This window comes from Streptomyces sp. MBT53, from assembly GCF_016654115.1.
In the GTDB taxonomy this organism is placed as follows: Bacteria; Actinomycetota; Actinomycetes; order Streptomycetales; family Streptomycetaceae; genus Streptomyces.
In genome coordinates, this window is record NZ_JAEQAZ010000016.1 from 27,776 (window position 1) to 54,235 (window position 26,460).

At 71.6% G+C, this 26,460-nt stretch carries 22 protein-coding genes; 15 read left to right on the top strand and 7 right to left on the bottom strand.

The genetic code is table 11. The features are described from left to right. The first annotated feature begins 14 nt into the window (after window positions 1–14). The 4 genes from JHN45_RS08810 (at window position 15) to JHN45_RS08825 (ending at window position 2,622) form a co-directional block, all read left to right on the top strand. Window positions 15–890 (top strand): alpha/beta fold hydrolase, encoded by an 876-nt coding sequence (locus JHN45_RS08810; protein ID WP_201048601.1) that lies wholly within the window; start codon window positions 15–17, stop codon window positions 888–890. A 64-nt stretch (window positions 891–954) separates the two neighbouring features. Then, window positions 955–1,287 (top strand): DUF190 domain-containing protein, encoded by a 333-nt coding sequence (locus tag JHN45_RS08815; RefSeq protein WP_201048602.1) that lies wholly within the window; start codon window positions 955–957, stop codon window positions 1,285–1,287. Between the two features lie 31 nt (window positions 1,288–1,318). Then, on the top strand, window positions 1,319–2,083 hold the full coding sequence (locus JHN45_RS08820) for a hypothetical protein (RefSeq protein WP_201048603.1): 765 nt from the start codon (window positions 1,319–1,321) through the stop codon (window positions 2,081–2,083). Then, window positions 2,080–2,622 carry a histidine phosphatase family protein gene (locus JHN45_RS08825; RefSeq protein WP_201048604.1) on the top strand — a complete coding sequence of 181 codons (543 nt, stop codon included), beginning with the start codon at window positions 2,080–2,082 and terminating at the stop codon, window positions 2,620–2,622. Before JHN45_RS08820 ends, JHN45_RS08825 begins: the two co-directional genes overlap by 4 nt. An 8-nt stretch (window positions 2,623–2,630) precedes the next feature. Here the strand turns inward: JHN45_RS08825 and JHN45_RS08830 are convergent, their stop codons facing one another. After that, a complete protein-coding gene (locus JHN45_RS08830; RefSeq protein ID WP_201048605.1) occupies window positions 2,631–3,455 on the bottom strand; it encodes a sugar nucleotide-binding protein in 825 nt (274 codons plus the stop codon). 5 nt (window positions 3,456–3,460) lie between these two features. Further along, window positions 3,461–5,446: an amino acid transporter gene (locus JHN45_RS08835; RefSeq protein ID WP_200711088.1), complete on the bottom strand. Its 1,986-nt coding sequence runs from the start codon at window positions 5,444–5,446 to the stop codon at window positions 3,461–3,463. A gap of 125 nt (window positions 5,447–5,571) precedes the next feature. On the opposite strand from JHN45_RS08835, the gene JHN45_RS08840 reads away from it, so the two are divergent. Then, the gene (locus tag JHN45_RS08840) at window positions 5,572–6,198 is read left to right on the top strand and encodes a YigZ family protein (RefSeq protein WP_201048606.1); all 627 of its coding nucleotides are present in this window, start codon (window positions 5,572–5,574) and stop codon (window positions 6,196–6,198) included. Between the two features lie 24 nt (window positions 6,199–6,222). On the opposite strand, the gene JHN45_RS08845 is transcribed toward JHN45_RS08840, so the two are convergent. Beyond that, window positions 6,223–8,184 (bottom strand): protein kinase, encoded by a 1,962-nt coding sequence (locus JHN45_RS08845; RefSeq protein ID WP_236583502.1) that lies wholly within the window; start codon window positions 8,182–8,184, stop codon window positions 6,223–6,225. Between the two features lie 579 nt (window positions 8,185–8,763). Here JHN45_RS08845 and JHN45_RS08850 point away from each other — a divergent pair. The 7 genes from JHN45_RS08850 to JHN45_RS08880 all read left to right on the top strand — a co-directional run bounded on the left by JHN45_RS08850 (window position 8,764) and on the right by JHN45_RS08880 (window position 19,716). Then, window positions 8,764–10,326, top strand: a complete 1,563-nt coding sequence (locus tag JHN45_RS08850) for an ABC transporter substrate-binding protein (protein ID WP_201048607.1) — start codon at window positions 8,764–8,766, stop codon at window positions 10,324–10,326. A gap of 42 nt (window positions 10,327–10,368) precedes the next feature. Beyond that, on the top strand, window positions 10,369–11,292 hold the full coding sequence (locus JHN45_RS08855; protein ID WP_200711115.1) for an ABC transporter permease: 924 nt from the start codon (window positions 10,369–10,371) through the stop codon (window positions 11,290–11,292). Then, on the top strand, window positions 11,289–13,226 hold the full coding sequence (locus JHN45_RS08860; protein WP_236583503.1) for a dipeptide/oligopeptide/nickel ABC transporter permease/ATP-binding protein: 1,938 nt from the start codon (window positions 11,289–11,291) through the stop codon (window positions 13,224–13,226). Before JHN45_RS08855 ends, JHN45_RS08860 begins: the two co-directional genes overlap by 4 nt. After that, window positions 13,223–14,050: an ABC transporter ATP-binding protein gene (locus JHN45_RS08865; protein ID WP_201048608.1), complete on the top strand. Its 828-nt coding sequence runs from the start codon at window positions 13,223–13,225 to the stop codon at window positions 14,048–14,050. The genes JHN45_RS08860 and JHN45_RS08865 overlap by 4 nt, the downstream gene beginning before the upstream one ends. Window positions 14,051–14,079: 29 nt before the next feature. Next, window positions 14,080–15,330: a serine hydrolase gene (locus JHN45_RS08870; RefSeq protein WP_201048609.1), complete on the top strand. Its 1,251-nt coding sequence runs from the start codon at window positions 14,080–14,082 to the stop codon at window positions 15,328–15,330. 113 nt (window positions 15,331–15,443) lie between these two features. Further along, the gene (locus JHN45_RS08875; protein WP_201048610.1) at window positions 15,444–16,607 is read left to right on the top strand and encodes an exonuclease SbcCD subunit D; all 1,164 of its coding nucleotides are present in this window, start codon (window positions 15,444–15,446) and stop codon (window positions 16,605–16,607) included. A 118-nt stretch (window positions 16,608–16,725) separates the two neighbouring features. After that, window positions 16,726–19,716 (top strand): AAA family ATPase, encoded by a 2,991-nt coding sequence (locus JHN45_RS08880; protein WP_201048611.1) that lies wholly within the window; start codon window positions 16,726–16,728, stop codon window positions 19,714–19,716. An 11-nt stretch (window positions 19,717–19,727) separates the two neighbouring features. Here JHN45_RS08880 and JHN45_RS08885 read toward each other — a convergent pair whose 3' ends face one another. After that, a complete protein-coding gene (locus tag JHN45_RS08885) occupies window positions 19,728–20,174 on the bottom strand; it encodes an Lrp/AsnC family transcriptional regulator (RefSeq protein WP_200711081.1) in 447 nt (148 codons plus the stop codon). A gap of 126 nt (window positions 20,175–20,300) precedes the next feature. Between JHN45_RS08885 and JHN45_RS08890 the strand changes: the two genes are divergently transcribed. Together JHN45_RS08890 and JHN45_RS08895 are read left to right on the top strand one after the other, a co-directional pair. Further along, window positions 20,301–20,741 (top strand): rhodanese-like domain-containing protein, encoded by a 441-nt coding sequence (locus JHN45_RS08890; RefSeq protein ID WP_201048612.1) that lies wholly within the window; start codon window positions 20,301–20,303, stop codon window positions 20,739–20,741. A 94-nt stretch (window positions 20,742–20,835) separates the two neighbouring features. After that, a complete protein-coding gene (locus JHN45_RS08895; RefSeq protein WP_200711079.1) occupies window positions 20,836–21,354 on the top strand; it encodes an immunity 21 family protein in 519 nt (172 codons plus the stop codon). 37 nt (window positions 21,355–21,391) lie between these two features. On the opposite strand, the gene JHN45_RS08900 is transcribed toward JHN45_RS08895, so the two are convergent. Both JHN45_RS08900 and JHN45_RS08905 read right to left on the bottom strand, forming a co-directional pair. Next, complete coding sequence (locus JHN45_RS08900; RefSeq protein ID WP_201048613.1) at window positions 21,392–23,083, bottom strand: DUF885 domain-containing protein; 1,692 nt, start codon at window positions 23,081–23,083, stop codon at window positions 21,392–21,394. Between the two features lie 33 nt (window positions 23,084–23,116). Next, window positions 23,117–23,611, bottom strand: coding sequence for an Lrp/AsnC family transcriptional regulator (locus JHN45_RS08905; RefSeq protein WP_019070989.1), 495 nt, complete (start codon window positions 23,609–23,611; stop codon window positions 23,117–23,119). Between the two features lie 60 nt (window positions 23,612–23,671). Here JHN45_RS08905 and JHN45_RS08910 point away from each other — a divergent pair, with 60 nt between their 5' ends. Beyond that, a complete protein-coding gene (locus tag JHN45_RS08910; RefSeq protein WP_201048614.1) occupies window positions 23,672–24,943 on the top strand; it encodes a PLP-dependent aspartate aminotransferase family protein in 1,272 nt (423 codons plus the stop codon). Here JHN45_RS08910 and JHN45_RS08915 read toward each other — a convergent pair. Continuing rightward, complete coding sequence (locus JHN45_RS08915; protein WP_236583504.1) at window positions 24,912–26,363, bottom strand: GNAT family N-acetyltransferase; 1,452 nt, start codon at window positions 26,361–26,363, stop codon at window positions 24,912–24,914. The two genes, JHN45_RS08910 and JHN45_RS08915, sit on opposite strands and share 32 nt — an antisense overlap. Window positions 26,364–26,460: the final 97 nt, after the last annotated feature.

Consider the following 26,460-nt stretch of genomic DNA (forward strand, 5'->3'; position numbering starts at 1 on the left):
AAGCAGGGCGCACCATGCCACCGACCATCCCGGGTTTCACCTACCACCGCGTTCCCGTCGCGGACGGCGTGTCCCTGAACGCGGCCGTGTCCGGTTCGGGCAGCCCGGTCGTGCTGCTGCACGGTTTTCCGCAGACCCACCTCATGTGGCGCCATGTCGCCGCCGACCTCGCGGCCGACCACACCGTCATCTGCCCCGACCTGCGCGGCTACGGCGCGAGCGACAAGCCCGCCGAGACCGACGGCAGCTACGCCAAGCGCACCATGGCCGACGACATCGTGACCCTCGCCCACGCCCTCGGCCACGACCGCTTCGCCCTCGCCGGGCACGACCGCGGCGCCCTCGTCGCCTTCCGCGCCGGACTCGACCACCCGGACACCGTCACCCACCTCGCGTGTCTCGACGTACTCCCGACCCTCGACATGTGGGACGTGATGCACGGCGTCACCGCCGCCGTCGGCTTCCACCTCTACCTGATGGCCCAACCCCCGGGCCTGCCCGAGGAGTTGATCGCCGCCGCGCCCGACGCGTTCTTCGGCCACTTCCTCGACCTCTGGACCGACGACCCACAGGCGATCCCCGCCGACGTCCGCACCGCCTACCTGAACGCCTGCCGCGCCGCGGTTCCCTCGATCGTCGCCGACTACCGCGCGTCCGCCGGCGTCGACCTCGCCCACGACCAGGCCGACCGGGACGCCGGAAACCGGCTGCGGATGCCGGTCGCCGTGCTCCAGCAGGACTGGGGCGCCGCGCTCGGCTTCGACGCGGCGGCCCTGTGGGGCGACTGGGCACCGGACCTACGGCACTCCACCGTGACCTGCGGCCACTTCATGGCGGAGGAGGCGCCCGCCGACGTGGCCAAGGCACTCCGGGACCTGCTCGCCCGCTGACCGCGTTCCCCCTTGCCGACCCGCGCAGTACCGTCGGGACAGTCCCCACGGCAGGGGGTGCCCGATGCCCGCGCCCGACCCGCTCGCCGCACGTCTCACCGTCCACCTCGACGCGGCCGCGCTCTGGCACCACAGGCCGGCCTACGCCGAACTCGTCCACCGCGCCCACCGCGAGGGCCTCGCCGGAGCGAGCGTCTTCCACGGCGTGACGGGGTTCGGCGCGGGCGACCCCAAGGTCCGGCACCTCCGCGATCACGGGCCCTGCCTGGTGATCATCGTGGACGACGAGCGACGGCTGCGTTCGTTTCTGCCGCGCGTGGCCGACCTGTTGGCCGAGACGGCGGCCGTCACGACCCTGGACCAGGTGCGGATCCATGTGCCGGACAGCCCGGGGTGAACCCCGCGACTCCGGCCGGAAGAGAGCGAACATGCGTGCGTACGGCCCTCCACCCGCCTACGCTCGGGCCGTGCTGCGCATCATCGACGCCCGAACCGGCGACTCCACCGAAGCCGCCCCCGCCCGCCGTGGCCTGACCAGGGTCGAGGCGCATGCGTCGGGCCTGGATCCCACGGCACTACGTGTCCTCCTCGTCGCCGACCTCCTCGTGCGCGCCCTCGAACTCGGCGGCACACCCGTGTGGGCCCTGCTCACAGGCGACCACGAGCAGGCCGAACTCCGTGCCGCCGCAGGTGCGTTGGGCATCCGCCCGTTCGAGGACGGCGGAGACCTCGGCTCCGGACTCGGCGAGGCCCAAGTCCTCCACGTGGCCGCCGGGAGCGAGGCGACACCCGGGGGAGTCCTGGTCGCCGTAGCGCCCGTCGAGTCTTCCACGACCGCTGCCCCGGACCTCTCCGACCCGGGCGCGCTCCGTCTCGCCCTGCTCTCACAGGCCCGGGACCTGCCGGGACGGCTCGACGCGGCGGACCTCGACGAGGCGCGGCGGACCCTGGCGCACTGGCGCGGGTCGGTCGCCGACTGGGCGCGGCGGCCCTCGCGGCCGGTGCCCGACGAGGTGCGCGCCGAGCTGCGGAGCGCCTGGGAGAACGACCTGAACGTGCCTGCCGTGCTGGGGGTGTTGCGGCGCGTGGAGACCTGGCCCGACCTGCCGGACGGCGCCCGCTTCGAGACGTACGCCTACGCCGACCGGCTGCTCGGGCTCGAACTCACCCGTGACATCGGGTCGTTGGCGTGAACGCCCGTTCCGGGGCCCGCCCGCTGCGCCGGCTTGTGGTGCTGCGGCACGCCAAGTCGGCCTGGCCCGCGGGCGTTCCCGACCACCTGCGGCCCCTCGCCCCGCGCGGTTTCCGTGACGCCCCGGCCGCCGGGATCGCGCTCGCCGAGACGGACTCCCTGCCGGACCTCGCGCTGTGCTCCACGGCCGTACGGGCGCGCCGGACCTGGGAGTTGGCCTCGGCCGAGTGGGGCACCCCGCCGCCGGTGCGGTACGAACCACGCCTCTACGCGGCCGATGTCGCGGACCTGCTCGACGCCGTTCACCAAGTGCCGCACGAGGTCGAGACGTTGCTCGTCGTCGGGCACAACCCCGGCCTGGAGGAACTGGTCCTCGAACTCGCCGGTGACGGTCTCGACGACACGCTCGACGAGGTCCGCGTGAAGTTCCCGACCTCGGCGATCGCGGTCCTGGCCTGGCACGGCCGCACCTGGCAGGATCTCGCCCCGGGCACGGCCCTGCTGACGGGCCTGACCGTGCCGAGGGGCAAGAAGAAGTAGCCCCGCTTCTAAGGGAGTTGGAGGAACTCCCGCGCTCCGCGCAGCCGCGTGCCCAGCCGCTCCTGTGTCGCTCGGCTGTCCAGGCGGACGTCGAGGGCCATGGGCATGCCCTCTCGCCGCCCGGCGGGAAGCCGGCTCGCGTCGAGTCCGTCGCGTCGGGCGATGAGCACACCGAGGTCGTGGCGGCTGAGGGCGTCCGGGCCGGCGAGATGGAACAGCCCGGCCATGTCGGAGCAGGCGAGCTCCAGCAGGGCGGCGGCCAGATCCTCGACGTGGACCGGGCAGCGGACGACATCGGTGAACAGGACGCCTTCGCGGGTACCGGCGGCCAGTTCACGCACCATGCGCTCGTGCGCGGAGCCGCCGTCGCCGATGATCAGCGAGGTGCGCGCGACCGCGGCGGCCGGTGTCAGAAGGCGTACGGCGGTCTCGGCGGCGGCCTTCGCAGCGCCGTACGGGGTGACCGGGTCGGGCAGGCACGACTCGTCGTAGGAGACGCGGGAACCGGAGAACACGGCGTCGCTGGAGACATGGACCAGGCGCCGGCCGTGGCGTGCCGCAGCCATCGCCACGCGGACCGAACCGTCGGCAGTGACCGCCCAGTCGCTCTGTCCGCTGGTCGCGTTGATGATCGCGTCGGGTTCCGACTCGGCCAGGAGATCGTCGAGTTGGGCGTTCGTGCGGAGGTCGAGCCGGTGCCACGAGACATCCGGCGGCACGGTGTCGGGGCGCGCCGAGCAGTACGTCGCCGTCGTTGCCCAGCCCGCCGCGCTCGCCCCGCGTACGAGTTCCGTGCCCAGGAAGCCGCTGCCGCCGATCACAAGGACTCTCACCGCGGTCAGCCGACGTGGACGCGGGGCCGTCGCTCCGGGTCCGGTTCCGCGCGGCGCAGCACCTCGCGGGTGACGGGGGCGACCTCGCCGTCGCCGAAGACGAGGAAGCGGATGAGATGGCTGACCGGATTGCCCTCGGTCCAGGTGAAGTAGGCGTGCGGGACCTTGCCGGTGCGGTCGCGCAGGGAGAGCAGGACGGCGGCGATCGCGTTGGGCACCGTGGGACCCACGACGCGCAGTCGGCGTACCCCGTACTTCTTCTCGCCGTGGACCGTGATGTCCGCCGAGAAGTCCGAGGAGTCGTGCAGGAGCACCTCGAGGAAGAGCACGGGGCCGCGGTCCGGGATGTGGGTCTCCTCGCGCTGGCTGTACTCCTTGGCGCGGTACTCCCGACTGCTGTGCTCCTGCGGCTCGTTGGCGATCAGCCGCAGGGGGCCGGAGCGGGCCGCCTCGTCGATGAAACGGGCCGCCGTGTCGTCGAACGTGACCTCGGCGGCGCGGAGTTCGAAGGCGCGGTGGATGCGCGAACCGAACGACGTCGCCAGGATCAGCACGATGAAGATCCCGGCGATCTTGATGCCGTCGGGCCGTTCGACGACATTCGCGACCAGCGTGTACGCGAACACGGCGGTGATCGTGCCGAACCCGAGCGTCGCCTTCCGATGCCCCCGCTTGTGCACGGTGACCGTGGAGGCGAAGGCAGCCGAGAGCATCAGCACCAGCACACCGGTCGCGTACGCGCCGCTCTGCGCGTCGACGCTCGCGTGGAACCAGAGCGTGATCAGCACGGCCGTCACCATGAACACGAGCACCAGAGGGCGCACCGCCCGCGTCCACTCGGGCGCCATGCCGTAGCGCGGCAGATAGCGGGGGACGAGGTTCAGCAGCCCGGCGAGTGCGGAGGCGCCCGCGAACCACAGGATCGCGATCGTCGAGACGTCGTAGAACGTGCCGAAGACCTGGCCCAGATGCTCGTGCGCGAGATAGGCGAGGGCGCGGCCGTTCGCCGGGCCGCCCGTCTTGAAGGCGCTCTGCGGGATGAGGATGGTCGTCGCCAGGCTGGACAGCAGCAGGAAACCGGACATGATCACGGCGGCCGTGGTGAGCAGCTTGCGGGTCTCGCGGATGCGGCCGGTGGGCTTCTCCCAGGTGTCCGTCGGGTCGCCCTTGACCTGCGGCATCACCGCCACGCCCGTCTCGAAGCCGGACATGCCGAGCGCGAGTTTCGGGAAGACGAGCAGCGCGACCCCGACCATCGCGAGCGGTGAGGAGTGCGCGGCCGTCATCGCGTCGGTCCAGTCGCCGATCTTCACGGGATGACTCAGCACTTCCCAGGCGGACACTGCCAGCACCACAAGGTTGAGCGTGAGATACACGCCCACCAGCACCACGGCGATCCCGATGGCCTCCCGGAACCCCTTGAGGAAGACCGCGCCCAGCGCGCCGACCAGCACGAGCGTGATCCAGGTGTTGCCGCCGTGCATCCAGCCCGGCGCGAAGGGGTTCTCCACGACGTGCGCCGCCGCGTCCGCCGCCGACAGGGTGACCGTGATCATGAAGTCGGTCGCCGCGAAGCCCAGCAGCACCAGGACGAAGATCTTCCCCGACCACCACGGCAGCAGCCGTTCCAGCATGGCGATCGAGCCCTCGCCGTGCGGGCTCTCGTGCGCGACCCGCCGGTAGACCGGCAGCGCCCCGAGCAGCGTCAGCCCGATGAGCACGACGGTCGCCAGCGGCGACAGCAGTCCGGCGGCGAGTGCGGCGATCCCCGGCTGGTAGCCGAGGGTGGAGAAGTAGTCGACGCCGGTCAGACACATGACCCGCCACCAGCGGTGCCCCTCGTGCTCCGGGTTCGGTGTGGCGTGCGGTCCCGGATGCCGGGCGCTCTGCTCGCTCAGCCCCTCCAGCAGCCAGGCCCGGCAGCGCTCGGCGGCGGTCTCCGAACCGCCGGACTCCGCGCTCTGTGTCGGGTCCACCTGCGCGCCGGTCATGCTGAGAACTCCCTGAGATCGGACCACCGTGCCCGCCACCGGGGCAACGAGCAGCGAGTATCCACCACATCGTCACCCGCACCCGGACCGGGGGCGACCCCTGATCCTGCGCATAGGCTGGCCGGATGCAGGACGAGTACCGCACAGTGGCCCGCCCGGGTGTGCACGAGACCGAGGTCAACCGCTCCCGTTTTCTGTGCGCCCTCGCCCCGGCGGCCACCGAGCGGGAGGCGCAGGACTTCGTGGCCCGCGTACGCAAGGAGCACGCCGACGCCACGCACAACTGCTTCGCCTACGTCATCGGCGCCGACGCCGCGATCCAGAAGGCGAGCGACGACGGCGAACCCGGCGGCACGGCCGGTGTCCCCATGCTCCAGATGCTGCTGCGCCGCGACATGCGGTACGTCGTCGCCGTCGTCACCCGCTACTACGGCGGTGTGAAGCTCGGCGCGGGCGGCCTCATCAGGGCCTACGGCGGCTCGGTCGGCGAAGCCCTCGACACCCTCGGCACGCTCACCCGCCGCCGCTTCCGGCTCGCCACGGTGACCGTCGACCACCAGCGGGCCGGCAAGATCCAGAACGACCTGCGCGCCACCGGACGCGAGGTCCGGGACGTGCGTTACGGCGAGGCGGTGACCATCGAGATCGGGCTCCCGGACGCCGATGTGGACGCCTTCAGGGCGTGGCTCGCCGATGCCACGGCGGGGACGGCGGCGCTGGAGCTCGGCGGCGAGGCGTACGGGGACGCCTGACCACAGAGGGTTTTTGACGGTGTGTCAGGAGTGCCAGTTCCAGACCTGGTTGGAGCTGCCCGCGCAGCCGAAGGTCTGGACCGGCTGACCGTCCTGCCCCGACTCGTCGGCCTCCGCGTCCAGACAGAAACCGTCCGGGGCGCTCACCAGGGTCCCGGCGCTGCCCAGTTGCCACCGTTGCGCGCTCAGCCCGTCGCAGCTCCTGGCCCGGATCTTCGAGAAGTTCTGGCCGACGGTGTCGGCGTCGGCGTCCAGGCACGCGTGGCTGCCCTGATTGACGACGAGGTACTGGGACGCGTGGCCGGGCACGCGGTACAGCGCCCACTTCTGGGCCGCCGTGCCGTTGCACCCCCACACCTGCACCGCGGCGACGCGGGCGTCGAGACACCGGGCGACATCGACGGCGTGCACGCTCTCGGTGACGGTCACCGAACCGGTCCTGACCGGCCCGCGCTCCGTGCCGTACAGCAGCTTCATGGTCGGCGCGTCGACCGTCCCGCTCGGGGCGGTTCCGGCCTCGGTCTGGAACGCCTTCACCGCGTCGCTCGTCGCCTCCCCGTAGTCGCCGTCGACGGTGACGTGCAACCCGTAACCGGCGAGGAGGAGTTGGAGGGCCTTGACACAGTCGCCGTGGGAGTGGGACGCGATCTCAGCGACGCAGGAGGCGATCCGGATGTCGAGGGTCGCGGGATCGTGGGTGGCCGGTGCCTTCGTCGGGCTCTGCGACGCCACGTTCCCCGTCCCCGGCAGGGTCGCGTCCGAGGCCGGTGAACTGCTCGGCGCCGAGGGCGAGTTCCCCGGTGCGGCGGCCGCCGAGGACGCCTCCGGCCCGGCACCGGCCGCCGTCCCGCCGTCGCCGTGGTGCAGCAGCAGTGTCGCGGTGATGCTGCCGGCGACCAGGACGGCAGCCGCGGCGACGGCACCCACGACCAGTTTTCCGCGTTTCCCGGGCGAGAACCCCCGTTTCCCGGGGGCGACTTGGGGCGTGCCGGGCTCGGCGGGACGTTCCGGGGGCGTCGCGTCGGGACGGACGCCGGGGGAGGCCGCGCGCCTGGGAGCCGCAGCGGGCGGGTCGCCGACCGGTCCGGAGAGCTGATGCCCGATGGCGGTCCTGAACACGGCTTCGGGTGACGGCCGTTGCTCGGGGTCCTTGTCGAGGCAGACGCGGATGAACGCGGCCAGGTCCGTGTCGACGGCGGCCACCTTGTCGAGGGTGTCCTCCCGGGGCGGGTCGAAGGCCACCCGGTGCAGCACGTCGACGCCGGTGCCCTCGCCGAACGGGGCCTCTCCGGCGACCGCGTAGGTGAGCGTGGAGGCCAGCGAGAAGACGTCCGAGGCGGCGGTCACCTCCTGGCCGCGGACCTGCTCCGGGGACATGTAGGCGGGGGTGCCGACGTTCTGGCCGGTGGCGGTGATCGAGGTGCCGTCGGTGGCCTGGACGACACCGAAGTCGATGACGCGGGCGCCGTCGGCACCGAGGATGACGTTGGACGGCTTGAGGTCGCGGTGCACGAGCCCGGCGCGCCAGATCGCCTCGATCGCCCGTCCCACGTCGCCCATCAGCCGCCAGGCCGCCGCCGCCTCGACCGGCCCGCGCGCGTCGACCAGCTGGTCCAGCGTGGGCCCGGGTATGTACTCGGTGGCCACCCAGACCAGGTCTTCGTCGCAGCCGCTGCCCAGCAGCCGTACGATGTGCGCCCCTCGGATGCTGTCCAGGGCGCCGACCTCGCGCTCGAAGCGCCTGCGGAACTGCGGGTCCTCCGCGTACTCGGGACGGATCACCTTCACGGCGGCCGGGCCGGTGCCGCCGGTGGTGTCGCGGCCCAGATAGACCCGGCCCATCCCGCCGCTGCCCAGCACCGACAGCAAGCGGTACGGGCCCGCCTGCCGGGGATCGCTCTTCCGCAACGGGACCTCGGGCGGCGGTTCCATCCCCGCCGCCGCATAGGCCATCGTTTCGGACCGACCGCGGTACTCGACTGGCATGGGAACCCTGTGTCTCTCGCGTGGTGCGTGTGACGTGAGATTAGCGCAGCTCCCGTACGGGGCAGGGGAGTTGGGGGTTTCCCGGGGGCGCCGAGCCGCCTCGGCACCACCCGCTGCCTCCCGACCGGCACGAGCCGCGACCTCCGCGCCGCCGCGCGCCGGGCAGAGGCACCCATATCGGTCCTCAAGGTGAGGTTCCGGGGCGGCCCGATATGTGTCGCGGTCCGTTCAGCGGACTGGAGTCTTTCCGGGAATGCGGCGGCCGACCGAATAATGGGCGAACTCCGATCCGCGGGGCCCCACCCCCTGCTCGGCCCGACCTCCACAAGAGGGGGCCGAACAGCGGTTTCACTCCTAGGCCTGCAGCTCTCAACAGCACGGTTCGCGTGTTCCCCGTCCAGCCGGGACACGCTCCGCGGTTTCCGGACGCCGCCGTACGCAGCCGTACGGCGAGATCGTCCCGCCGCCCCTCCATCCCCGCGGACTCACGCAACGGAGCGGTCACCACGACGGTGGCCTTCCTCCCCACGCCCGGTGAACCCCGCGTTCCCGTTCGATGCCTCAACGCCGGAGGTTCAGATGTCTCGTTCGCGTCTCACTCTCACCGTCACGGCCGGTGCCGCCGGACTGGCGCTGCTGACCACCGCGTGCGGCGGTGGAAGCAGCACCTCGTCCACTCCCGCGAAGGCCCAGGACCCCAGCGTCCTGACGGTCGCCTCGGCCATCGCGCCCAACAGCCTCAACCCGGCTCTGGGCGGTTCCTCCGACCCACAGCAGTACTTTTTCGAACTGGCGTACGACACGTTGATCCGTCAGGCCCCGAACGGCAAGTACACCCCCGCCCTCGCGACCACATGGGGCTTCGTCGGCTCCGGCAGCAAGACCTTCGACCTCACCCTGCGCTCCGGTGTGAAGTTCAACGACGGCTCCGCGCTCACCGCCGACGGCGTGAAGAAGTCGCTCGAGTACTACGCCAAGGCCGGCGGCCCACTGGCGGCCGACCTCGCCCCCGTCGGATCGATCGACGTCACTTCCCCGCTCTCCCTCCGTATCCACCTCAAGACGTCCGACCCGCTGCTGCCGCTCTACCTCTCCAGACCGACCACCGGAGAGATCATCAGCCCCACCGGCCTCAGCAGGACGAGCGAACTGGGCACCACCACCCACGGCGCCGGACCGTACATGATCGACAGCTCCCAGACCGTCTCCGGCCAGACCTACACCTACGTCCCCAACCCCACGTACTACGACAAGTCGCGGGTGCACTGGAAAAAGGTCGTCGTCAAGGTCATCAAGGACACGAACACCACGCTCAGCGCCTTCCGCTCCGGCGAGGTCGACTACGCGCTCGGCGACTCCACCACCGCCAAGGGCGCCAAGTCCGCCGGATTCCAGGTCCTTTCGAGCCCCTACTCGATCATGCAGCTGATGATCCAGGACCGGGCGGGCACCATGGTCAAGGCCCTCGGTGACCTGCGAGTACGGCAGGCCATGATGTACGGCATCAACCGCGACTCCATCGCCAAGGCCCTCTACGGCTCGTACGCCAAGGGCTGGGACTACCCCGTGCTCGCCAATACGAGCGGCTACACCCAGGGCAGCGAAGGCAAGTACCCCTACGACGTCGCCAAGGCCAAGAAGCTCCTGGCGGCGGCCGGCTACCCCAACGGCTTCAGCATGTCCATCACGGTGAACCTCACAGGCGTGGGGGAGTCCCAGGCCGCGGAGGCCTTCGCCGCGGAGATGGCGAACATCGGCATCAACGTCAAGATCAACGTCCCGGCCAACGTCAACGAGCTGTTCTCCACCTACGCGAAGTTCCCGGCGATGATGTTCGACTACGGCGCCGGCATCGCCCCGCCCTACGCCCAGGGCAACGACCTCCTCTACAGCTGGGGCAACCCGCTCAAGGTCAGCGACAAGCAGCTCGACACGCTCTACAGCGCGGCGGCCTCCGCACCTTCCGCCGCACTCCAGGAGCAGGGCTGGCAGAAGTTCGAACAGCGGCTGTCCGACCTGTCCTGGACGATCCCCATGGTCTCCATGGAGAAGATCGTCTACGCCCGGCTCGGTCTGAAGGGCATCGACCTCTCGGCCACCAACCTCACCCCGGACCTGACGTCCCTGTACGCCGCGAAGTGACCCTCCCCAGAAAGGCACCCAGTCATGTGGCGAACCAGCGGAATGCGGATCGTGCAGGCTGTACCCCTGCTGCTCTTCGTCTCGGCGCTCACCTTCTTCCTCCAGCTGTTCATCCCGGGTGACGCCGCCCGGTCCATCGGCGGCCTGACCGCCTCACCCCAGGCGATCGCCGCGCTGCGACACCGCCTCCACCTCGACCAGCCGGTCTGGGAGCGCTACTGGGCCTGGCTCAAGGACGCGGTCCACGGCGACCTCGGCCGCTCGATCAGCAACAACGAATCGGTCTCGGGCACCCTCAACACCCGGTTGGGGGTGACCCTCTCCTTGGTGATCGCGACCACCCTGCTCGCACTGGTCGTCGGGGTCGTCCTGGGCATGGCGAGCGTGCGTGGCGGGCGCACCACCCGGCTCGCCGCGGACAGCGCGTCTATCGCGGGCATGACCATTCCCGCCTTCTGGGTCGGCCTGCTGGGCATCTGGGTCTTCAACACCCGGTTCGACCTGCTGCCCGCGAACGGTTACGTGTTCTTCGGGACGTCCGCCGGCGGCTGGGCGCGTTCACTGGTGCTGCCGGTGGCCGCCCTGGCCTTCGCCCTGGTCACGGTGATCGCCAAGCAGACGCGCGAGCAGTTCGCCGACGTACTGGGCCGCGACTTCGTACGGAACCTGCGCGCCAACGGCGTCAGCGAGCGCTCGATCCTCTTCAAGCACTCGCTGCGGCACGTCTCCGTCACCGTCCTCACGGTGGCGGGCAACAACCTCATCGGACTCCTCGGCTCGGCCGTGGTGATCGAGGAACTCTTCGGCCTGCCCGGCCTCGGCAGCGCGGCGGTCACGGCCGCGTCCAGCGGCGACATTCCGGTGATCCAGGGAGTGGCGGTGTACTTCACCCTCATCGTTGTCGGACTCAATCTCCTGCTCGACCTCGCCATCGGCTGGCTCAACCCACAGGCGGTCGCCGCATGAGCACACCCCAAGTCCCCTTCCTCCGGCGCGCGTTGGGCCGGCCACGGATCACGGTCCCGGCCGTGATCCTGGTCCTGGAGCTGATCGCGTCGTTCGGCGCCAACTGGCTCGCGCCCTACCCGCCTCAGCAGGCGGACTTCGCCGCCGCACTGAGCGGCCCCAGCGCGAAGCACCTGCTGGGCACCGACCGCCTCGGCCGCGATGTGCTGTCGCGGCTGATGTACGGCGGCGCGGACACGTTCCGCGAGATCGCGATCGCCGTACTGATCACCCTGGTGATCGCCGTCCCGCTCGGCCTGGTCGCCGGTCTGCGCCGGGGCCGTATCGACGCGGTGCTGATGCGACTCGCCGACGTGGTGATGTCGATCCCCGGCATCATCCTGCTGCTGATCGTGCTGGCCCTGTTCTCGCAGAGCATGACCGCGGCCATGATCGTGATCGGCCTGCTGTCGGTACCCGGCATGATGCGGGTCGTCCGGTCCGCGTCCCTCACGGTCGGCCGCGAGACCTACGTCGCCGCCGCACGGGTCTCCGGACTCGGCACCTGGCGCGTGGCCCGCCGCCACGTCCTGCCCCGGATCACCGGCCTGATCCTGGTCAACGCGGCCCTGGCCTGCGCGAACACCCTGCTCATCGCGGCCGGCCTGAACGCCATCGGCCTCGGCGTGAAGCCGCCCGCCCCGTCCTGGGGCGGCATGATGGCCGACGCCGCGCAGACCCTCAACCAGAGCCTCTGGCTGGCCATCCCGACCGGCGGCCTCGTCGCCGTCACGGCCGCCGCGCTGATCGTCCTCGGCGACGGCCTGCGCGACACGCTCGCCGAACGCTGGTCCGGCACGTCCCATGCGCCAACGACCCGTCGCCGTAAGGCAGTTGCTGCTCCGGTGGCCACCGCCGCGGCACCGGAGTCCGACGACGCCTGGCTGCTGGCGGAACCGGATCCCGTCGTACGGCTCACCAAGGTGACCGTCACCGCGGAGACCGAGCACGGCGAGGTCGAGCTGATCAGCGATGTCAGCCTGGCCGTGGGGCAGGGCCGCACGGTGGGTCTGGTCGGCGAGTCCGGCTGCGGCAAGTCCATGACCGGACTGGCCCTGCTCGGCCTGCTGCCGAACGGCGCCCGGGTCTCCTCGGGCACGGTCGAGATCGACGGCGCCGACGTCGGCCCGTACGGTCCGGCCCAGTGGCGGGAACTGCGCGGCGGCACCATCGCCTTCATCTCGCAGGAACCCATGGTCGGCCTCGACCCCCTCTTCACCATCGGCCAGCTGCTGCGCGAGGCGGTCCGCACCCACGAGAAACTGTCCCGCAAGGAAGCCACCCTCCGTGCACGCGAACTGCTCGCACAGGTCCAACTCCCCGACCCCGACCGGGTGTTGAAGCTCCGCCCGTCGCAGATCTCCGGCGGTATGGCACAGCGCGTCTCCATCGCCGTCGCGCTGGCCGGACGCCCGCGCATCCTCGTCGCCGACGAACCGACCACCGCGCTCGACGTCACCGTCCAGCGCGAGATCGTCCAACTGCTGCGCACCATCCAGCGGGACACCGGCATGGCCCTGCTGATGATCAGCCACGACTGGGACGTCATCGCGGAGGCCTGCGACACCGCCCTGGTCATGTACGCCGGCCAGGTCGTCGAAGCCGGTCCGACGGAGCGCGTCATGACGGCACCGCTGCACCCGTACACCCGCAAGCTGCTCGCCGCGAACCCGCGCCTGGCCACGGTCGGCGAGCCCATCCCCACCATCCCCGGCACCGTGCCGCCCCCGGGCCAGTGGCCCGTCGGCTGCCACTTCGCCGACCGCTGCCCCGACCGGGTCGCCCGCTGCACCGAGGCCCCGATCGCCCTGACCCGACCCGACGACCAGGGCGTCGCCCGCTGCGTCCTGGTCGGCGAAGAACTGGGCGAAGAACTGCTGGAGGTGTCCTCGTGAGCACGAAAGCTGCCGACAGCGCTGGGGTGAGCGCGACCGACCGGCCCCTGCTCGACATCCGCGGCCTCTCGGTGTCGTACCACCGCCGTGGCAAGGGCACCCCTGCCATCCGGGACGTGTCCCTGGACATCCGGCCCGGTGAGACCGTCGCGCTGGTCGGCGAGTCCGGCTCCGGCAAGTCCACGCTGGGCCGTGCCGTGCTCGGGCTGACGGCCGTCACCCAGGGCACGATCCGGTTCGACGGCGAGGACATCACCCATGCCGGCGGCGCCCGGCGCAGGGAGCTGAGCAAGAGCGTCCAGGCCGTCTTCCAGGACCCCAACGGCTCGCTCAACCCGGCACTGACCGTGGGCCAGACCCTGGCCGAACCGCTCCTGGTGCACTCGCGCGACGAGCGGTCCGTGGTCCAGCAACGGGTAAGGGAGGTACTGGAGTTGGTCGGGCTCCCCGCAGAGGCGGCCGACCGCTACCCGCGCCAGTTCTCCGGCGGCCAGCGGCAGCGGATCGCCATCGCCCGGGCCCTGGTGATGGCGCCGAAGCTCATCGTGTGCGACGAGCCGGTCAGCGCGCTCGATCTGTCGGTCCAGGCCCAGGTTCTGAACCTCTTCACCGGCCTCCAGCGGGAGACGGGCGTCAGCTACCTGTTCATCTCCCACGACCTCGCGGTGGTACGACACCTCGCCCAGCGGATCGTCGTCCTGTACCGCGGTGACGTCGTGGAGCACGGCACGACCGAGGAGGTCTACGCCGACGCCCAACACCCCTACACCAGAAAGCTGTTGGCGGCGGCCGGGGTGCAGACCGCAGCTCCCGCCACCCCTTGACCCGCCAACTCCCGTACACGGAGGCCCACATGCAGCAGTTCGCCGACGGTCTCGGCGTCATCAAGCCCCCGGAGCGGTCCGGCTTCAGCGCCGAACGGCTCGGCCGTATCGCCGAGTTCTTCGACCGGCAGACCGAACTCGGGGTCATCCCCGGCTGGTCGGCGCTCGTGGCCCGCGACGGAGAACCCGTGTACGCGGCGGGCGGCGGACTCCGCGACCTCGAAGCGGGGTTGCCGGTCGAGCCGGGAACCCTGTGGCGCCTCTACTCCATGACCAAACCGGTGACGTCCGTCGCCGTCATGATGCTGGTGGAGCGCGGACTGCTCGGACTCGACGACCCGGTCAGCGCGTACATCCCCGAGTTCGCGGACATGCGGGTCTACGACGGCGGGTCACCGGGGAGTGTGCGGGTGCGCCCGGCCGCCCACCCGGTGACCGTGCGCCACCTGCTCTCGCACACCGCCGGCCTGACCCTGGGGCTGGCCCACATGAACCCGGTGGACGCGCTGTACCGCCAGGCCGGCCAGGACGTACTGCCGCTGCCCGGCGCCACACTCCAGCAGACGTGCGCCGACGTCGGCGCCCTGCCGCTGCTGTTCGAACCGGGCACCGCCTGGAACTACTCCCTCGGCGTCGACGTCCTGGGCCGGATCATCGAGGTGGTGAGCGGCGAGAGCCTCGACACCTTCATCGAGTCCGATGTGCTCGGCCCGCTCGGGATGACCGACACGACGTTCACGCTCGCGCCCGAGCGGGTGCCGGACCTGGCCGAGGTCTACAGCCCGGACCCCGAGTCGGGCCGGCTCGCCGTGAACGAGGAACTGCGGCCCACCTTCCGCGAGTCGGCGCCGTTCCCGTCCGGCAGCGGTGTCCCCGGACTGGTGGCGACGCTGGAGGACTACCACCGCTTCGCGGCCATGCTCGTCCGCGGCGGCGAACTCGACGGCGAGCGGCTGCTCGGCCCCCGGACCCTCGCGCACATGACCGCCAACCACCTGCCCGGCGGCGCCGAGATCAACTCCTTCGGGCTGTACCCCGACGACGAGCACCGGGGCTGCGGCTTCGGGCTGGGCTTCTATGTCATGACCGACCCCGTGGGCGCGGGTTCGTTCGGCAACAAGGGGGAGTTCGGCTGGTCCGGCGCGGCCAACACCCACTTCTTCGTGGACCCGGTCGACGGGGTCACGGCGGTCTTCTGCACCCAGGTCGTCACCTGGGGCAGGCACCGCACGCCGATCCGCCGCCAGTTGCGCAACCTCGTGTACCAGGCCATGACATAAGGGGTGTTGGGTGTCGGCATAAGGGATATTTGCGACTTCTTGCGGGGCAGGGCAGGCGCGAACGTGTGGCCGTGGTGAAGCAGGGGGGCCACAGGCGCTAGCGTGGTGGCTCCATGAAACTGCTGCACACCTCCGACTGGCACCTGGGCCGGGCGTTCCACCGAGTGAACATGCTCGGGGCCCAGGCCGACTTCGTGACCCACCTCGTCGCCACCGTGCGCGAGCACGCGGTGGACGCCGTGGTCGTGTCGGGAGATGTGTACGACCGTGCGGTCCCACCGCTGGCCGCCGTCGAGCTCTTCGACGACACCCTGCACCGGCTCGCCGACCTGGGCGTGCCCACGGTGATGATCTCCGGGAACCACGACTCGGCCCGCCGTCTCGGCGTCGGCGCGGGACTGATCGACCGCGCGGGCATTTACCTGCGCACCGAGCCGTCGGCCTGCGGGACGCCCGTGGTGATTCCGGACGCGTTCGGCGACGTGGCCTTCTACGGGCTGCCGTATCTCGAACCCGCCCTGGTGAAGGCCGAGTTCGGGGTGGAGAAGGCCGGGCACGAGGCGGTGCTGGCCGCCGCCATGGAGCGCGTGCGGGCAGATCTCGCGGGTCGTCCGACCGGTACCCGTTCCGTCGTCCTCGCCCATGCCTTCGTCACCGGCGGTGAGGTCAGCGACAGCGAGCGGGACATCACCGTCGGCGGGGTCGCCGCCGTACCGGCCGGGGTCTTCGACGGTGTCGACTACGTGGCGCTGGGGCATCTGCACGGCTCGCAGGCCATCACCGGGCGCGTGCGCTACTCGGGCTCCCCGCTGCCGTACTCCTTCTCCGAGGCCGACCACCGCAAGAGCATGTGGCTCGTCGACCTGGACGCCGACGGGACCGTCAGCGCCGAACGCGTCGACTGCCCGGTGGAGCGCGAACTGGCCCGGATCCGGGGCGCGTTGGAGGATCTGCTCGACGATCCGGAGCTCGCCCGGCACGAGGAGGCCTGGGTCGAGGCGACGCTCACCGACCCGGTGCGTCCGGCCGACCCCATGGCCCGGCTCACCGAGCGCTTCCCGCACACCCTCAGCCTGGTCTTCGACCCCGAGCGGTCCCCGGACGACCCCGACGTGTCGTATGCCAGACGTCTCGCGGGCCGCAGCGACCAGGAGATCGCCGACGACTTCGTGGCCCATGTGCGCGGCGCCGGACCCGACGCTGCCGAACAGACCGTGCTCCAGGATGCGTTCGACGCGGTGCGCGCGGACTCGGTGGTGCGGGAGGTGACGCCGTGAGCGCGCGGCGCGCGGGAGGAGCGGGAAGCGGCGCCGTGGACGCGTGGCTCTCGGCGCGGGTGAATGCGCGGCCCCCGGCGCGAGTGAGCACGCGGTTCTCGGCAGGAGGCGGTGTGCGATGAGGCTGCACCGACTCGACGTCACCGCCTTCGGGCCCTTCGGCGGTTCGCAGACCGTCGACTTCGACGAACTGTCCTCCGCCGGACTGTTCCTCCTGCACGGCCCGACCGGCGCCGGCAAGACCTCCGTCCTGGACGCCGTCTGCTACGCGCTCTACGGCTCGGTGCCCGGCGTCCGCCAGAGCGGCCAGGGGCTCACCCTGCGCAGCGACCACGCGGCACCCGCCACCCGCACCGAGGTCCGGCTCGAACTCACCGTCGCCGGGCGGCGGTTGGAGCTCACCCGGCAGCCGCCCTGGGCCCGCCCCAAGAAGCGCGGCACCGGCAGCACCCTGGACAAGGCACAGAGCTGGCTGCGCGAGTACGACGCGACGGCCGGCGACTGGAAGGATCTCAGCCGCTCGCACCAGGAGATCGGCGAGGAGATCACCCAGCTGCTCGGGATGAGCCGGGAGCAGTTCTGCCAGGTCGTGCTGTTGCCCCAGGGGGAGTTCGCCCGGTTCCTGCGCTCCGACGCCGAGGCACGCGGCAAGCTGCTCGGTCGGCTCTTCGACACCCACCGCTTCGCCGAGGTGGAGAAGCGGCTCGCCGACCGGCGGCGCGCCACCGAGGCCCAAGTCCGCCAGGGCGACGCCGAGTTGCTGGCCGACGCGCACCGTATGCAGCAGGCCGCCGGGAACGCCATGGAGCTGCCGGACCTCGCACCGGGCGAACCCGGCCTCGCAGCCGAGGTGTTGGGCGCGGCGGCCGTCGCCCGCAGTACCGCGCGCGAACAGCTGACCATCGCGCACAGCCGCCTCAGCGCCGCCGAGTCCGCCCAGGCAGCCGCCGACCGCGAGCTTGCCGACGCACGCGAACTGGCGCGCCTGCAACAGCGGTTCACGCAGGCGCGGGAGCGGGCCGCGCTTCTGGAGGAGCGCGCCGACGGTTATCGGCAGGCGCAGGCGCGGATGGAGCGGGCGCGCAAGGCCGAGGCGGTGGCGCCGGCGCTGGAGCTGCGGGACGCGGCGGACGCCGAGCACCGGGACGCCGCCCGGGCCGAGGCACGCGCGCGTGACCTGCTGCCGGAGACCTTCGCGGACGCCGGGGCGGCCGGACTTACCGCCGCCGCCCGTCGGGCCGCCGAGGAGCTGGGCGGCCTGGAATCGGCCCGTCGCGCGGAACAGCGTCTGACCGAACTCGGCGTAGAACGGGCCGAGTTGGACCGGCAGGAGAGCGCCGACGACGACGTACGGCAGGAGGCGGAGGCATGGCTCGCCGGGTGGGACACCAACCGCGCGGAGCTGCGGACGCGGATCGAGTCCGCCCAGGAGGCCGCGACCCGGGCCGAACAGCTCGCCGTGCGCCGCGAGCCCACCGAGCGGCGGCTCCGGGCGGCCCGGCAACGGGACCAGTTCGCCGGGGACACGGAGGACGCCCAGCGGCAGGTGCTCGCCCTTGCCGAACGCGCCGTCGAGGCCCGCGCCCACTGGCTCGACCTCAAGGAACAGCGGCTGAACGGCATCGCCGCCGAACTCGCCGCCCACCTCACCGACGGCGAACCCTGCGCCGTCTGCGGAGCCTCCGAACACCCCGCGCCCGCACGCAAGTCCGCGGAACACGTCGACCGCGCGGCCGAGGAACAGGCCCTCACCGCCCACCAGCGCGCCGAGGAACAGCGCACCGAGGCCGAGCGCCGCCTCGGCGTCGTACGGGAAGCGCTCGCCGCCGCCACGGCGGAGGCGGGGGACACGCCCACCGATCAACTCGCCGACGAGGTCGCGGAGTTGGAGCGGCTGTACGAGCAGGCACGCCGGGACGCGTCCTGGCTGCATCCCGCGACCGAGGAGCTGCGGCGGGCCGAGCAGGAGCACGAGCGGCGGACCGGCATCCAGCAGCAGGCCGCCCTCAGAGCCGCCTCCCGTACGACCCTCCGCGACACCCTGGACCGCGAACGCGCCCTGCTGGAAGAGGAGTTGGCCCAGACGCGGGGCGCCGCCGACAGTGTGGCGGCGCGTGCCGCCCAGCTGGAGCGGCAGGCCGCGCTGCTCACCGACGCCGCCGACACCGCACGGGTCGCCGAGGACACCGCGCAGCGCCTCAAGGACGCCGACGCGCGGCTGGCCGACGCCGCGTTTCGCGCCGGGTTCGACACTCCGCAGGCGGCTGCCGACGCCCTCCTCGACGACACCGCCCATCGCGAACTCCAACGGCGCCTGGACGCCTGGCAGTCGGAGGAGGCCGCCGTACGGGCGGTCCTCGCGGAGGAAGACACAGTGGCAGCCGCCCAACAGGCCCCAGCCGACCTGGACTTGGCGGAACGCGCCGCGGGCGCGGCCGAGCGGCGGACCCGGGACGCGGCCTCCGCGCGCGACGCGGCGGCCCGGCGCTGCACCGAACTCGACCGGCTCTCCGCCCGGTCGGCGGCCGGGGCACGTCAACTGGCGCCGCTGCGCGAGGAATACGACCGCGTGGCCCGGCTCGCCGCCCTCACCGCGGGCACCTCGGCGGACAACGAACGCAAGATGCGGCTGGAGTCGTACGTCCTCGCCGCCCGCCTGGAACAGGTGGCCGCCGCCGCGACCGTACGGCTGCAGCGCATGTCGTCAGGCCGCTACACCCTCGTCCACTCCGACGACCGGGCCGGGCGTGGCCGCAGCGGCCTCGGGCTGCATGTCGTCGACGCGTGGACCGGGCGGGAGCGGGACACGGCGACGCTGTCCGGGGGCGAGACCTTCTTCGCCTCGCTCGCCCTCGCGCTCGGACTCGCGGACGTGGTCACCGACGAGGCCGGCGGGGTCCGGCTCGACACCCTCTTCATCGACGAGGGCTTCGGCAGCCTCGACGAGCAGACCCTCGACGAGGTCCTCGACGTCCTGGACTCCCTGCGCGAACGGGACCGCAGCGTCGGCATCGTCAGCCATGTCGCCGACCTGCGGCGGCGCATCCACGCACAGCTGGAGGTCGTGAAGGGGCGGGCGGGGTCGGCCGTACGACAGCGGGGGCAGTGAGGTCGGTGAGGTCAGTGACCGAGCGGTCGGCGGGGGAGCGGTGAGGAGTAGACGACGCTGGTGGTGACCGAGCCCAGCGCGCCGATCTTCCCCGACACCTCCTCCAGATGGCGCATCGAGCGGGCCGCGACCTTGATCATGAAGCAGTCGTCGCCCGTGATGTGATGCGCCTCCAGGATCTCCGGCGTCACCGCGACCAGGTCGTGGAACGGCTTGTAGTTGCCGTTCGGATAGCGCAGCCGCACGAACGCCAGGATCGGCAGGCCGAGCCGCTCCGGGTCCACGACCGCCGTGTACCCCTGGATCACCCCCGCCTCCTCCAGCCGCCGCACCCGCTCGGTGACCGCGCTCGCGGACATGGACACGGCCCGGGCCAGCTCGGCGAAACCGGCCCGGCCCTCCCGCTGGAGGACGTCGAGGATGCGCCAGTCGGTGGCGTCCGGGGAATACGCGGTCATTCTTCAGAAATAGCAGGGGAATCCCCGGCGGATCAAGCGGGACGCCGGGAATCGTCACTTCAGAGGACCGGCCGCCGACCGTAGATTTCCGGGTGTCAGGACACCTCGGTGAAAGGCCGGCCTTCCATGAGCAGCACCACCCCCGCGGCAGCCGCCGCCCACTTCCGCGCGAGCCTCGCCTTCCACAGCGACGTCTCCGATGTCGCCGCCGCGCTCGCCTCCGGAGACCCCGCCTTCGTCGTCGTGGACTCACGCTCCACCGAGTCCTGGGACCAGGGGCACATCCCCGGAGCGGTCCACCTCCCCACCGCGCTCGTCATCGAACAGGCCGGGCGACTCCTCGGCAGATCCGTGCCGGTGGTGACGTACTGCTGGGGCCCCGGCTGCAACGGCGCCACCCGCGCGGCCCTCGCCTTCGCCGAACTCGGTTACCAGGTACGGGAGATGCTCGGCGGCTTCGAGTACTGGGTGCGCGAGGGCTTCGAGTTCGAGACCTGGCAGGGGCGGGAACGGCGCCCGGCCGACCCGCTGACAGCGCCCGTGGGCGCCGCCGACTGCGGCTGCTGAAGCTGCGAACGGGCGCTGCCCGCACGAGAGTTGGCGGCGCGCGCGGCGGCTCGAACCATGAACATGTGGGCTCGCTGTGCGTTAGGTTCTGCCCATGGCGCTATACGTGGAGCCGGGCACGGCGGTGCAGTGGGTGGAGTCGGGCGGCGGGCCGCTCATAGCGGTACCGGAGACGGTGCTGCCGTTCTGGACGGGAGCCGACGGCGACGAACTGGCCTCGGACTACGACCGGGCGTGCGAGGTCGGCGGATACGTCGGCCTGCTGCCGGTGGGGGACAGCGCGGCCCTGGTCCTGGGCGACGAACCCGCCTCGACGGCCTTCCTGCCGGAGCACGGCACGTTCGTACGGTGGTGTGCCGCGGACTCCGAGGACGAGGTGCTGGCCGGAGTACCCGCCGCGCTCGCCGGCGCGACCTGGGAGAACGAGGTGCGGTGGGACGTCCCCGGACCACTGGTGCTCTTCGACTCGGCGTGGCCCGGGCGGGATTCGGAAGGCACCGAGCACCTGAAGGTCGACCTGGAACCAGGACGCTACGCCGTTCGCGCGGGCCGCGCCCAGCCGGGCCCGGAGACCTGGCTGGGCCTTGTGCACCTACGACGGCTTCCCGACTGACCCGGGGTCGACGGGACTTCGGCCCCAGGTGCCGGCGTCAGAGCTGTGACAGCTCGTCCACCAGGTCGTCGAGGCCCAGCGAACCCTGCGACAGCGCGGCCATGTGCCACGCCTTGAGGTCGAAGTCGTCGCCGTGCCGCTGCCGCGCGTTCTCCCGGCCCAACAGCCAGGCCCGCTGGCCGAGTTTGTAGCCGATGGCCTGGCCCGGGATCGTGAGATAGCGGGTCAGCTCGCTCTCCACGAAGTCCGCCGGACGGCTGCTGTGCGCGCCGAAGAACTCCTGCGCCAGCTCCGGCGTCCACCGCTCACCGGGGTGGAACGGCGAGTCCGCCGGGATCTCCAGCTCCAGGTGCATGCCGATGTCGACGATGATCCGGGTGGCCCGCATCATCTGCCCGTCCAGAAAGCCGAGTCGCTGCTCCGCGTCCTCCAAGTAGCCCAGTTCGTCCATCAGTTGCTCCGCGTACAGCGCCCAGCCCTCGGCGTTGGCGCTGACCATGCCGACGGACGCCTGGTAGCGGGACAGATCCTCGGCGACATGCGCCCACTGGGCGAGCTGGAGGTGATGGCCGGGAACGCCCTCGTGGTACCAGGTCGAGACGAGGTCGTAGACCGGGAACCGGGTCTGCCCCATGGTCGGCAGCCAGGTGCGGCCCGGCCGCGAGAAGTCCTGCGAGGGTGACGTGTAGTACGGCGCCGCCGCACTGCCCGCGGGCGCGATCCGCGACTCCACCCGCCGTACCCGCTCGGCGAGTTCGAAGTGGGTGCCGTCCAGCTCCTCGATCGCCCGGTCCATCACGCCCTGGAGCCACTCGCGGACCTCGTCGACACCCTCGATGTGCCGACCGTGCTCGTCCAGATGCGCGAGGGCCACCCATGGGGTCTCGGCGCCGGGCAGGATCTTCTCGGCCTCCCGCTTCATCTCCGTGAGCAGCCGGTGGTACTCGGACCAGCCGTACGCGTACGCCTCGTCGAGGTTCAGGTCCGTACCGTTGTAGTAGCGCGCCCAACGCGCGTACCGCTCACGGCCCACCGTGTTCGGCGCGCCCTCGATCGCCGGCGCGTACACGTCCCGCAGCCAGTCCCGCAGTTCCACCAGGGCCGCGGTCGCCCCGCGGGCGGCCTCGTCCAGTTCGGTGCGCAGGGACTCGGGTCCGGCCGAGGCGAAGTCCTCGTACCAGCCGCGCCCCTCGCCGTCCGGGTCCGACCACTCGGTGAGCTGGTCGATGAAGGTGGCCGTCGGGCGCGGGCTCGCGAACAGCTTGCGGTCCAGGCCCAGTTGGAGGGACTCGCGGTAGCCGGCCAGCGCGGTGGGCACCGCGCGCAGCCGCTCGGCGATCGCCGCCCAGTCCTCCTCGGACTGCGCCGGCGTCAGCGTGAACACATCACGCACCGTGTGCGCGGGGGTGTGCATATTGCCCACCTCGCGCAGCCCCTCGTCGGTGTCGTGCACGCCGAGTGCGGCGGTCAGCCGCTCGCGCAGCAGGCGCGCGCACCGGCGCTCGACACCACTGTCCGCGCCGGGCCGGCGCTCTGCCTCGTCGAGCTTGGCGAGGGTCGCCCGCTGAAGCTCCGCGAGTCGTTCCTGACCTGCGGGGGAGAGGTCGGGCAGCCTGCTCGAACTCTCCTTCACGCCGAGATACGTACCGATGACCGGGTTGAGGGCGATGAGATCGTCGACGTAGGCGTCGGCGACCTGCCGGGGCAGCGGAGTGTTGGTCTGCGACATGGGGACCATCCTCATACCTGGGACTTCTCCCCGTCACCCCGATTCAGCTACGGGCGTGGCAAGCGGTAGCAAGGGCCCGCAGTCCCACTGCTGGAAGATCAACCGGGTCTCCACGCGCGCCACTTCCCGCTGTGACGTGAACTCGTCCAGGACCAGTCGCTGCAGGTCCGCCATGTCCGCGACGGCCACATGGATCAGATAGTCGTCCGGCCCGGTCAGATGGAACACGGTCCGCGACTCCGGCAACGCCCGCACCCGCTCCACGAACGGCCCCACCAGCTCCCGCCGATGCGGCCTGACCTGCACCGACAGCAGTGCCTCCAGGCCGCGCCCCAACTTCGCCGGATCGAGCCGCAGTTGATGCCCGAGGATCACCCCGGCCCGGCGCAGCCGCGCCACCCGGTCCAGACACGTCGACGGCGCGACCCCGACCTGCGCGGCCAGATCGCGATACGTCGCCCGGGCGTCGTTCTGCAACAACCGCAGCAGATGAAGATCCACCGGATCGAGTACGACAGAGTCGGTCATCTGTCGAACGTAACACGGGCGTTTGTGATGCGGGCCCGGTGGATGTTCACCCTTCTCTCCATGGACACAACGAGCCTGCATCCCTCCCCGGCCCGGCGGGCACTGGACACCGAAGCCGTGCACGCCGGCCGCGACGACCTCGCCCGGCAGGGCCTGCACGCCCCGCCCATCGATCTGTCGACCACCTATCCGTCGTACGACAGCCGCGGCGAGGCCGCCCGCATCGACGCCTTCGCCACCACCGGCGCCGAACCCGAAGGCCCGCCCGTCTACGGCCGCCTCGGCAACCCGACCGTCGCCCGCTTCGAAACCGCCCTCGCCCGCCTCGAAGGCACCGACAGCGCGGTCGCCTTCGCCAGCGGCATGGCGGCCCTGACCGCCGTCCTGCTGGCCCGCGCCTCGACGGGGCTGCGCCATGTGGTGGCGGTACGACCTCTCTACGGCTGCAGCGACCACCTGCTCACCGCCGGACTGCTCGGCTCCGAGGTGACCTGGACCGACCCGGCCGGAATCGCCGACGCGCTGCGCCCCGACACCGGTCTTGTCGTCGTCGAGTCACCGGCCAACCCGACCCTCGCCGAACTCGACCTGCGCGCCGTCGCCCACTCCTGCGGCTCGGTGCCCCTCCTCGCGGACAACACCTTCGCCACGCCCGTCCTGCAACGCCCCGCCGAACACGGCGCACGCCTCGTCCTGCACAGCGCCACCAAGTACCTCGGCGGGCACGGCGACGTGATGGCGGGCGTGGTGGCCTGCGACGAGGAGTTCGCCGGGCAACTGCGCCAGATCCGCTTCGCGACCGGCGGCGTACTGCATCCGCTGGCCGGCTATCTGCTGCTGCGCGGCCTCGCGACCCTCCCGATCCGGGTACGCGCCGCGTCCGCCACCGCCGCCGAACTCGCCCGCCGCCTCGCCGCCGACCCGCGCGTGGCCCACGTCCACTACCCGCGCATCGGCGGCGCGATGATCGCCTTCGAGACCTACGGCGACCCCCACGAGGTCATCGCAGGGGTCGGCCTCATCACCCCGGCGGTGAGCCTCGGCAGCGTGGACAGCCTGATCCAACATCCGGCGTCGATCAGCCATCGGGTGGTGGGGGAGACGGATCGGCGGGGCGCCGGGGTGAGTGACCGTCTGCTGAGACTGTCGGTGGGCCTGGAGGACGTGGAGGACCTGTGGTCGGATCTGGACGGGGCGCTGGCGCCGTCCGTCAGGGGCGCGGGGCTTTGTTCATCTGCGGCTCCGCCGCGGGGCGCGACCAGCCACAACGCACCCGCACCCGCCAACGAATCCACAACCCCTACGGCGCTTCGGCCCTCCCGAACTCCGTGACGTCCACTGAAGTCACCGCCGTCTCCAACCGCGCCGTGACCACCAACGTCCCCTCCTCGATCTGATAGTCGAGCGGCAGCTCGAGCCCCCGCATCGCCGCCACCATCCCCGTGTTGGACGCCTGCGTCACGGCATACACGCTCTCGCACCCCGCCTCGACAGCCATCGCCACCAGCCGCCCCAGCAACTCGCTCCCGATGCCACGCCGTTGCCAGTCGTCCTCGACGAGCAGCGCGACCTCCGTCTCGTCCCCGTCCCACAGCAGGTGCCCGAGTCCGACGATCCGCCCCGAGGCCGTCTGCACGGCGAGCGTCCGGCCGAAGCGCGGGGAGAGCAGGTGGTTGAGATAGCGGTCGGCGTCACCGACCGGCCCGTGGTACCGCATGCCGAGCGTCCGCGCCGAGCAGCGCTCGTGCATCTCCCGCGCCGCCTCCAGATCTCCGGTGTCCGCGCGCCGCACGGTGATCGCGTTGCCCTCGGGCAGCGTCAGTACGTCCTGGCTGCGCGGGATGCGCGGACCGAGCCGGGCGTCCAGCTCCACCAGGGCCCGCGCCCGGGCGAACTCGGTGGGCGTGAACGGCAGATACGGCCGCTCCACGGTGATCACTCCGCCTTCCGGCGCCCGCAGGCGCATCACGGTGTCCTCCAACGCACCCTCCGTCGGCACGGGCTCCTGCTCTCGCCCCTTGCCCGAAGTGGCCGCGGGCAGCGAACGGATGGTGCACCGGCCCAGCAACTGCCGCAGCGCCAGCGGCAGTTCCGCCGCGTCCAGGGCCGTGCGGGTGGCCAGGCCCAGGACACGGGTCGGTGCGTCCACCAGATCGTGGGCGTCGGCCCGCTCGATCCAGGTGCTCGAACCGCCGGCCGCCGCCACCAGCCGGGTGATCTCGGACGCGGCGACCTCACCCGGCGCCCGCAGCAGGAACTCGTCCACCGTGCCGTCGGCCAGCGGATGCGTCTGCAGGCTCAGGATGTCGACCTGGCGTCCGGCCAGCGCCGTGCACAACGCGGCCAGCGATCCGGGCGCGTCCCGCACCGTGGTCCGCATCCGCCACAGCGCGGCGGGCTCGGTGACACCGTCGGGCGCCACGGACGACTGCTGGGACTCCGACTCGGAAGCGAACTGGGGCTCCGACTCGGAGGGCCCGGCCTGCCGCACCCGCGCGGCCGACCGGGCACCGGTATCACCCGTAGGAGGTGCGTGACCGTGGCGGCGTGACCACCATGTGTGGAACCCCGCCGTGGCGATCAGCGCCAGCGCGGAGATCGCCAGCAGTGCCGGGCCCCCGGGACCGTGCCCCACCAGATTCGCCACGACGTCCGCCACCGCCACTGCGGTGAACAGCGCCGCCAGCTCCACCAGGTCGCGCCGCCAGTGGTGCACCGGACGCCCGTGCCTTGCGCGCGTCACATCAGACATGTCTCGACTCATGCGACCACTGTGAAGGAAGGGTGTTGCGTGATCACGAACTCTCTGTGACCGACCGGTAAAAGCGTGGTTCTGTACCTTTTGCAGT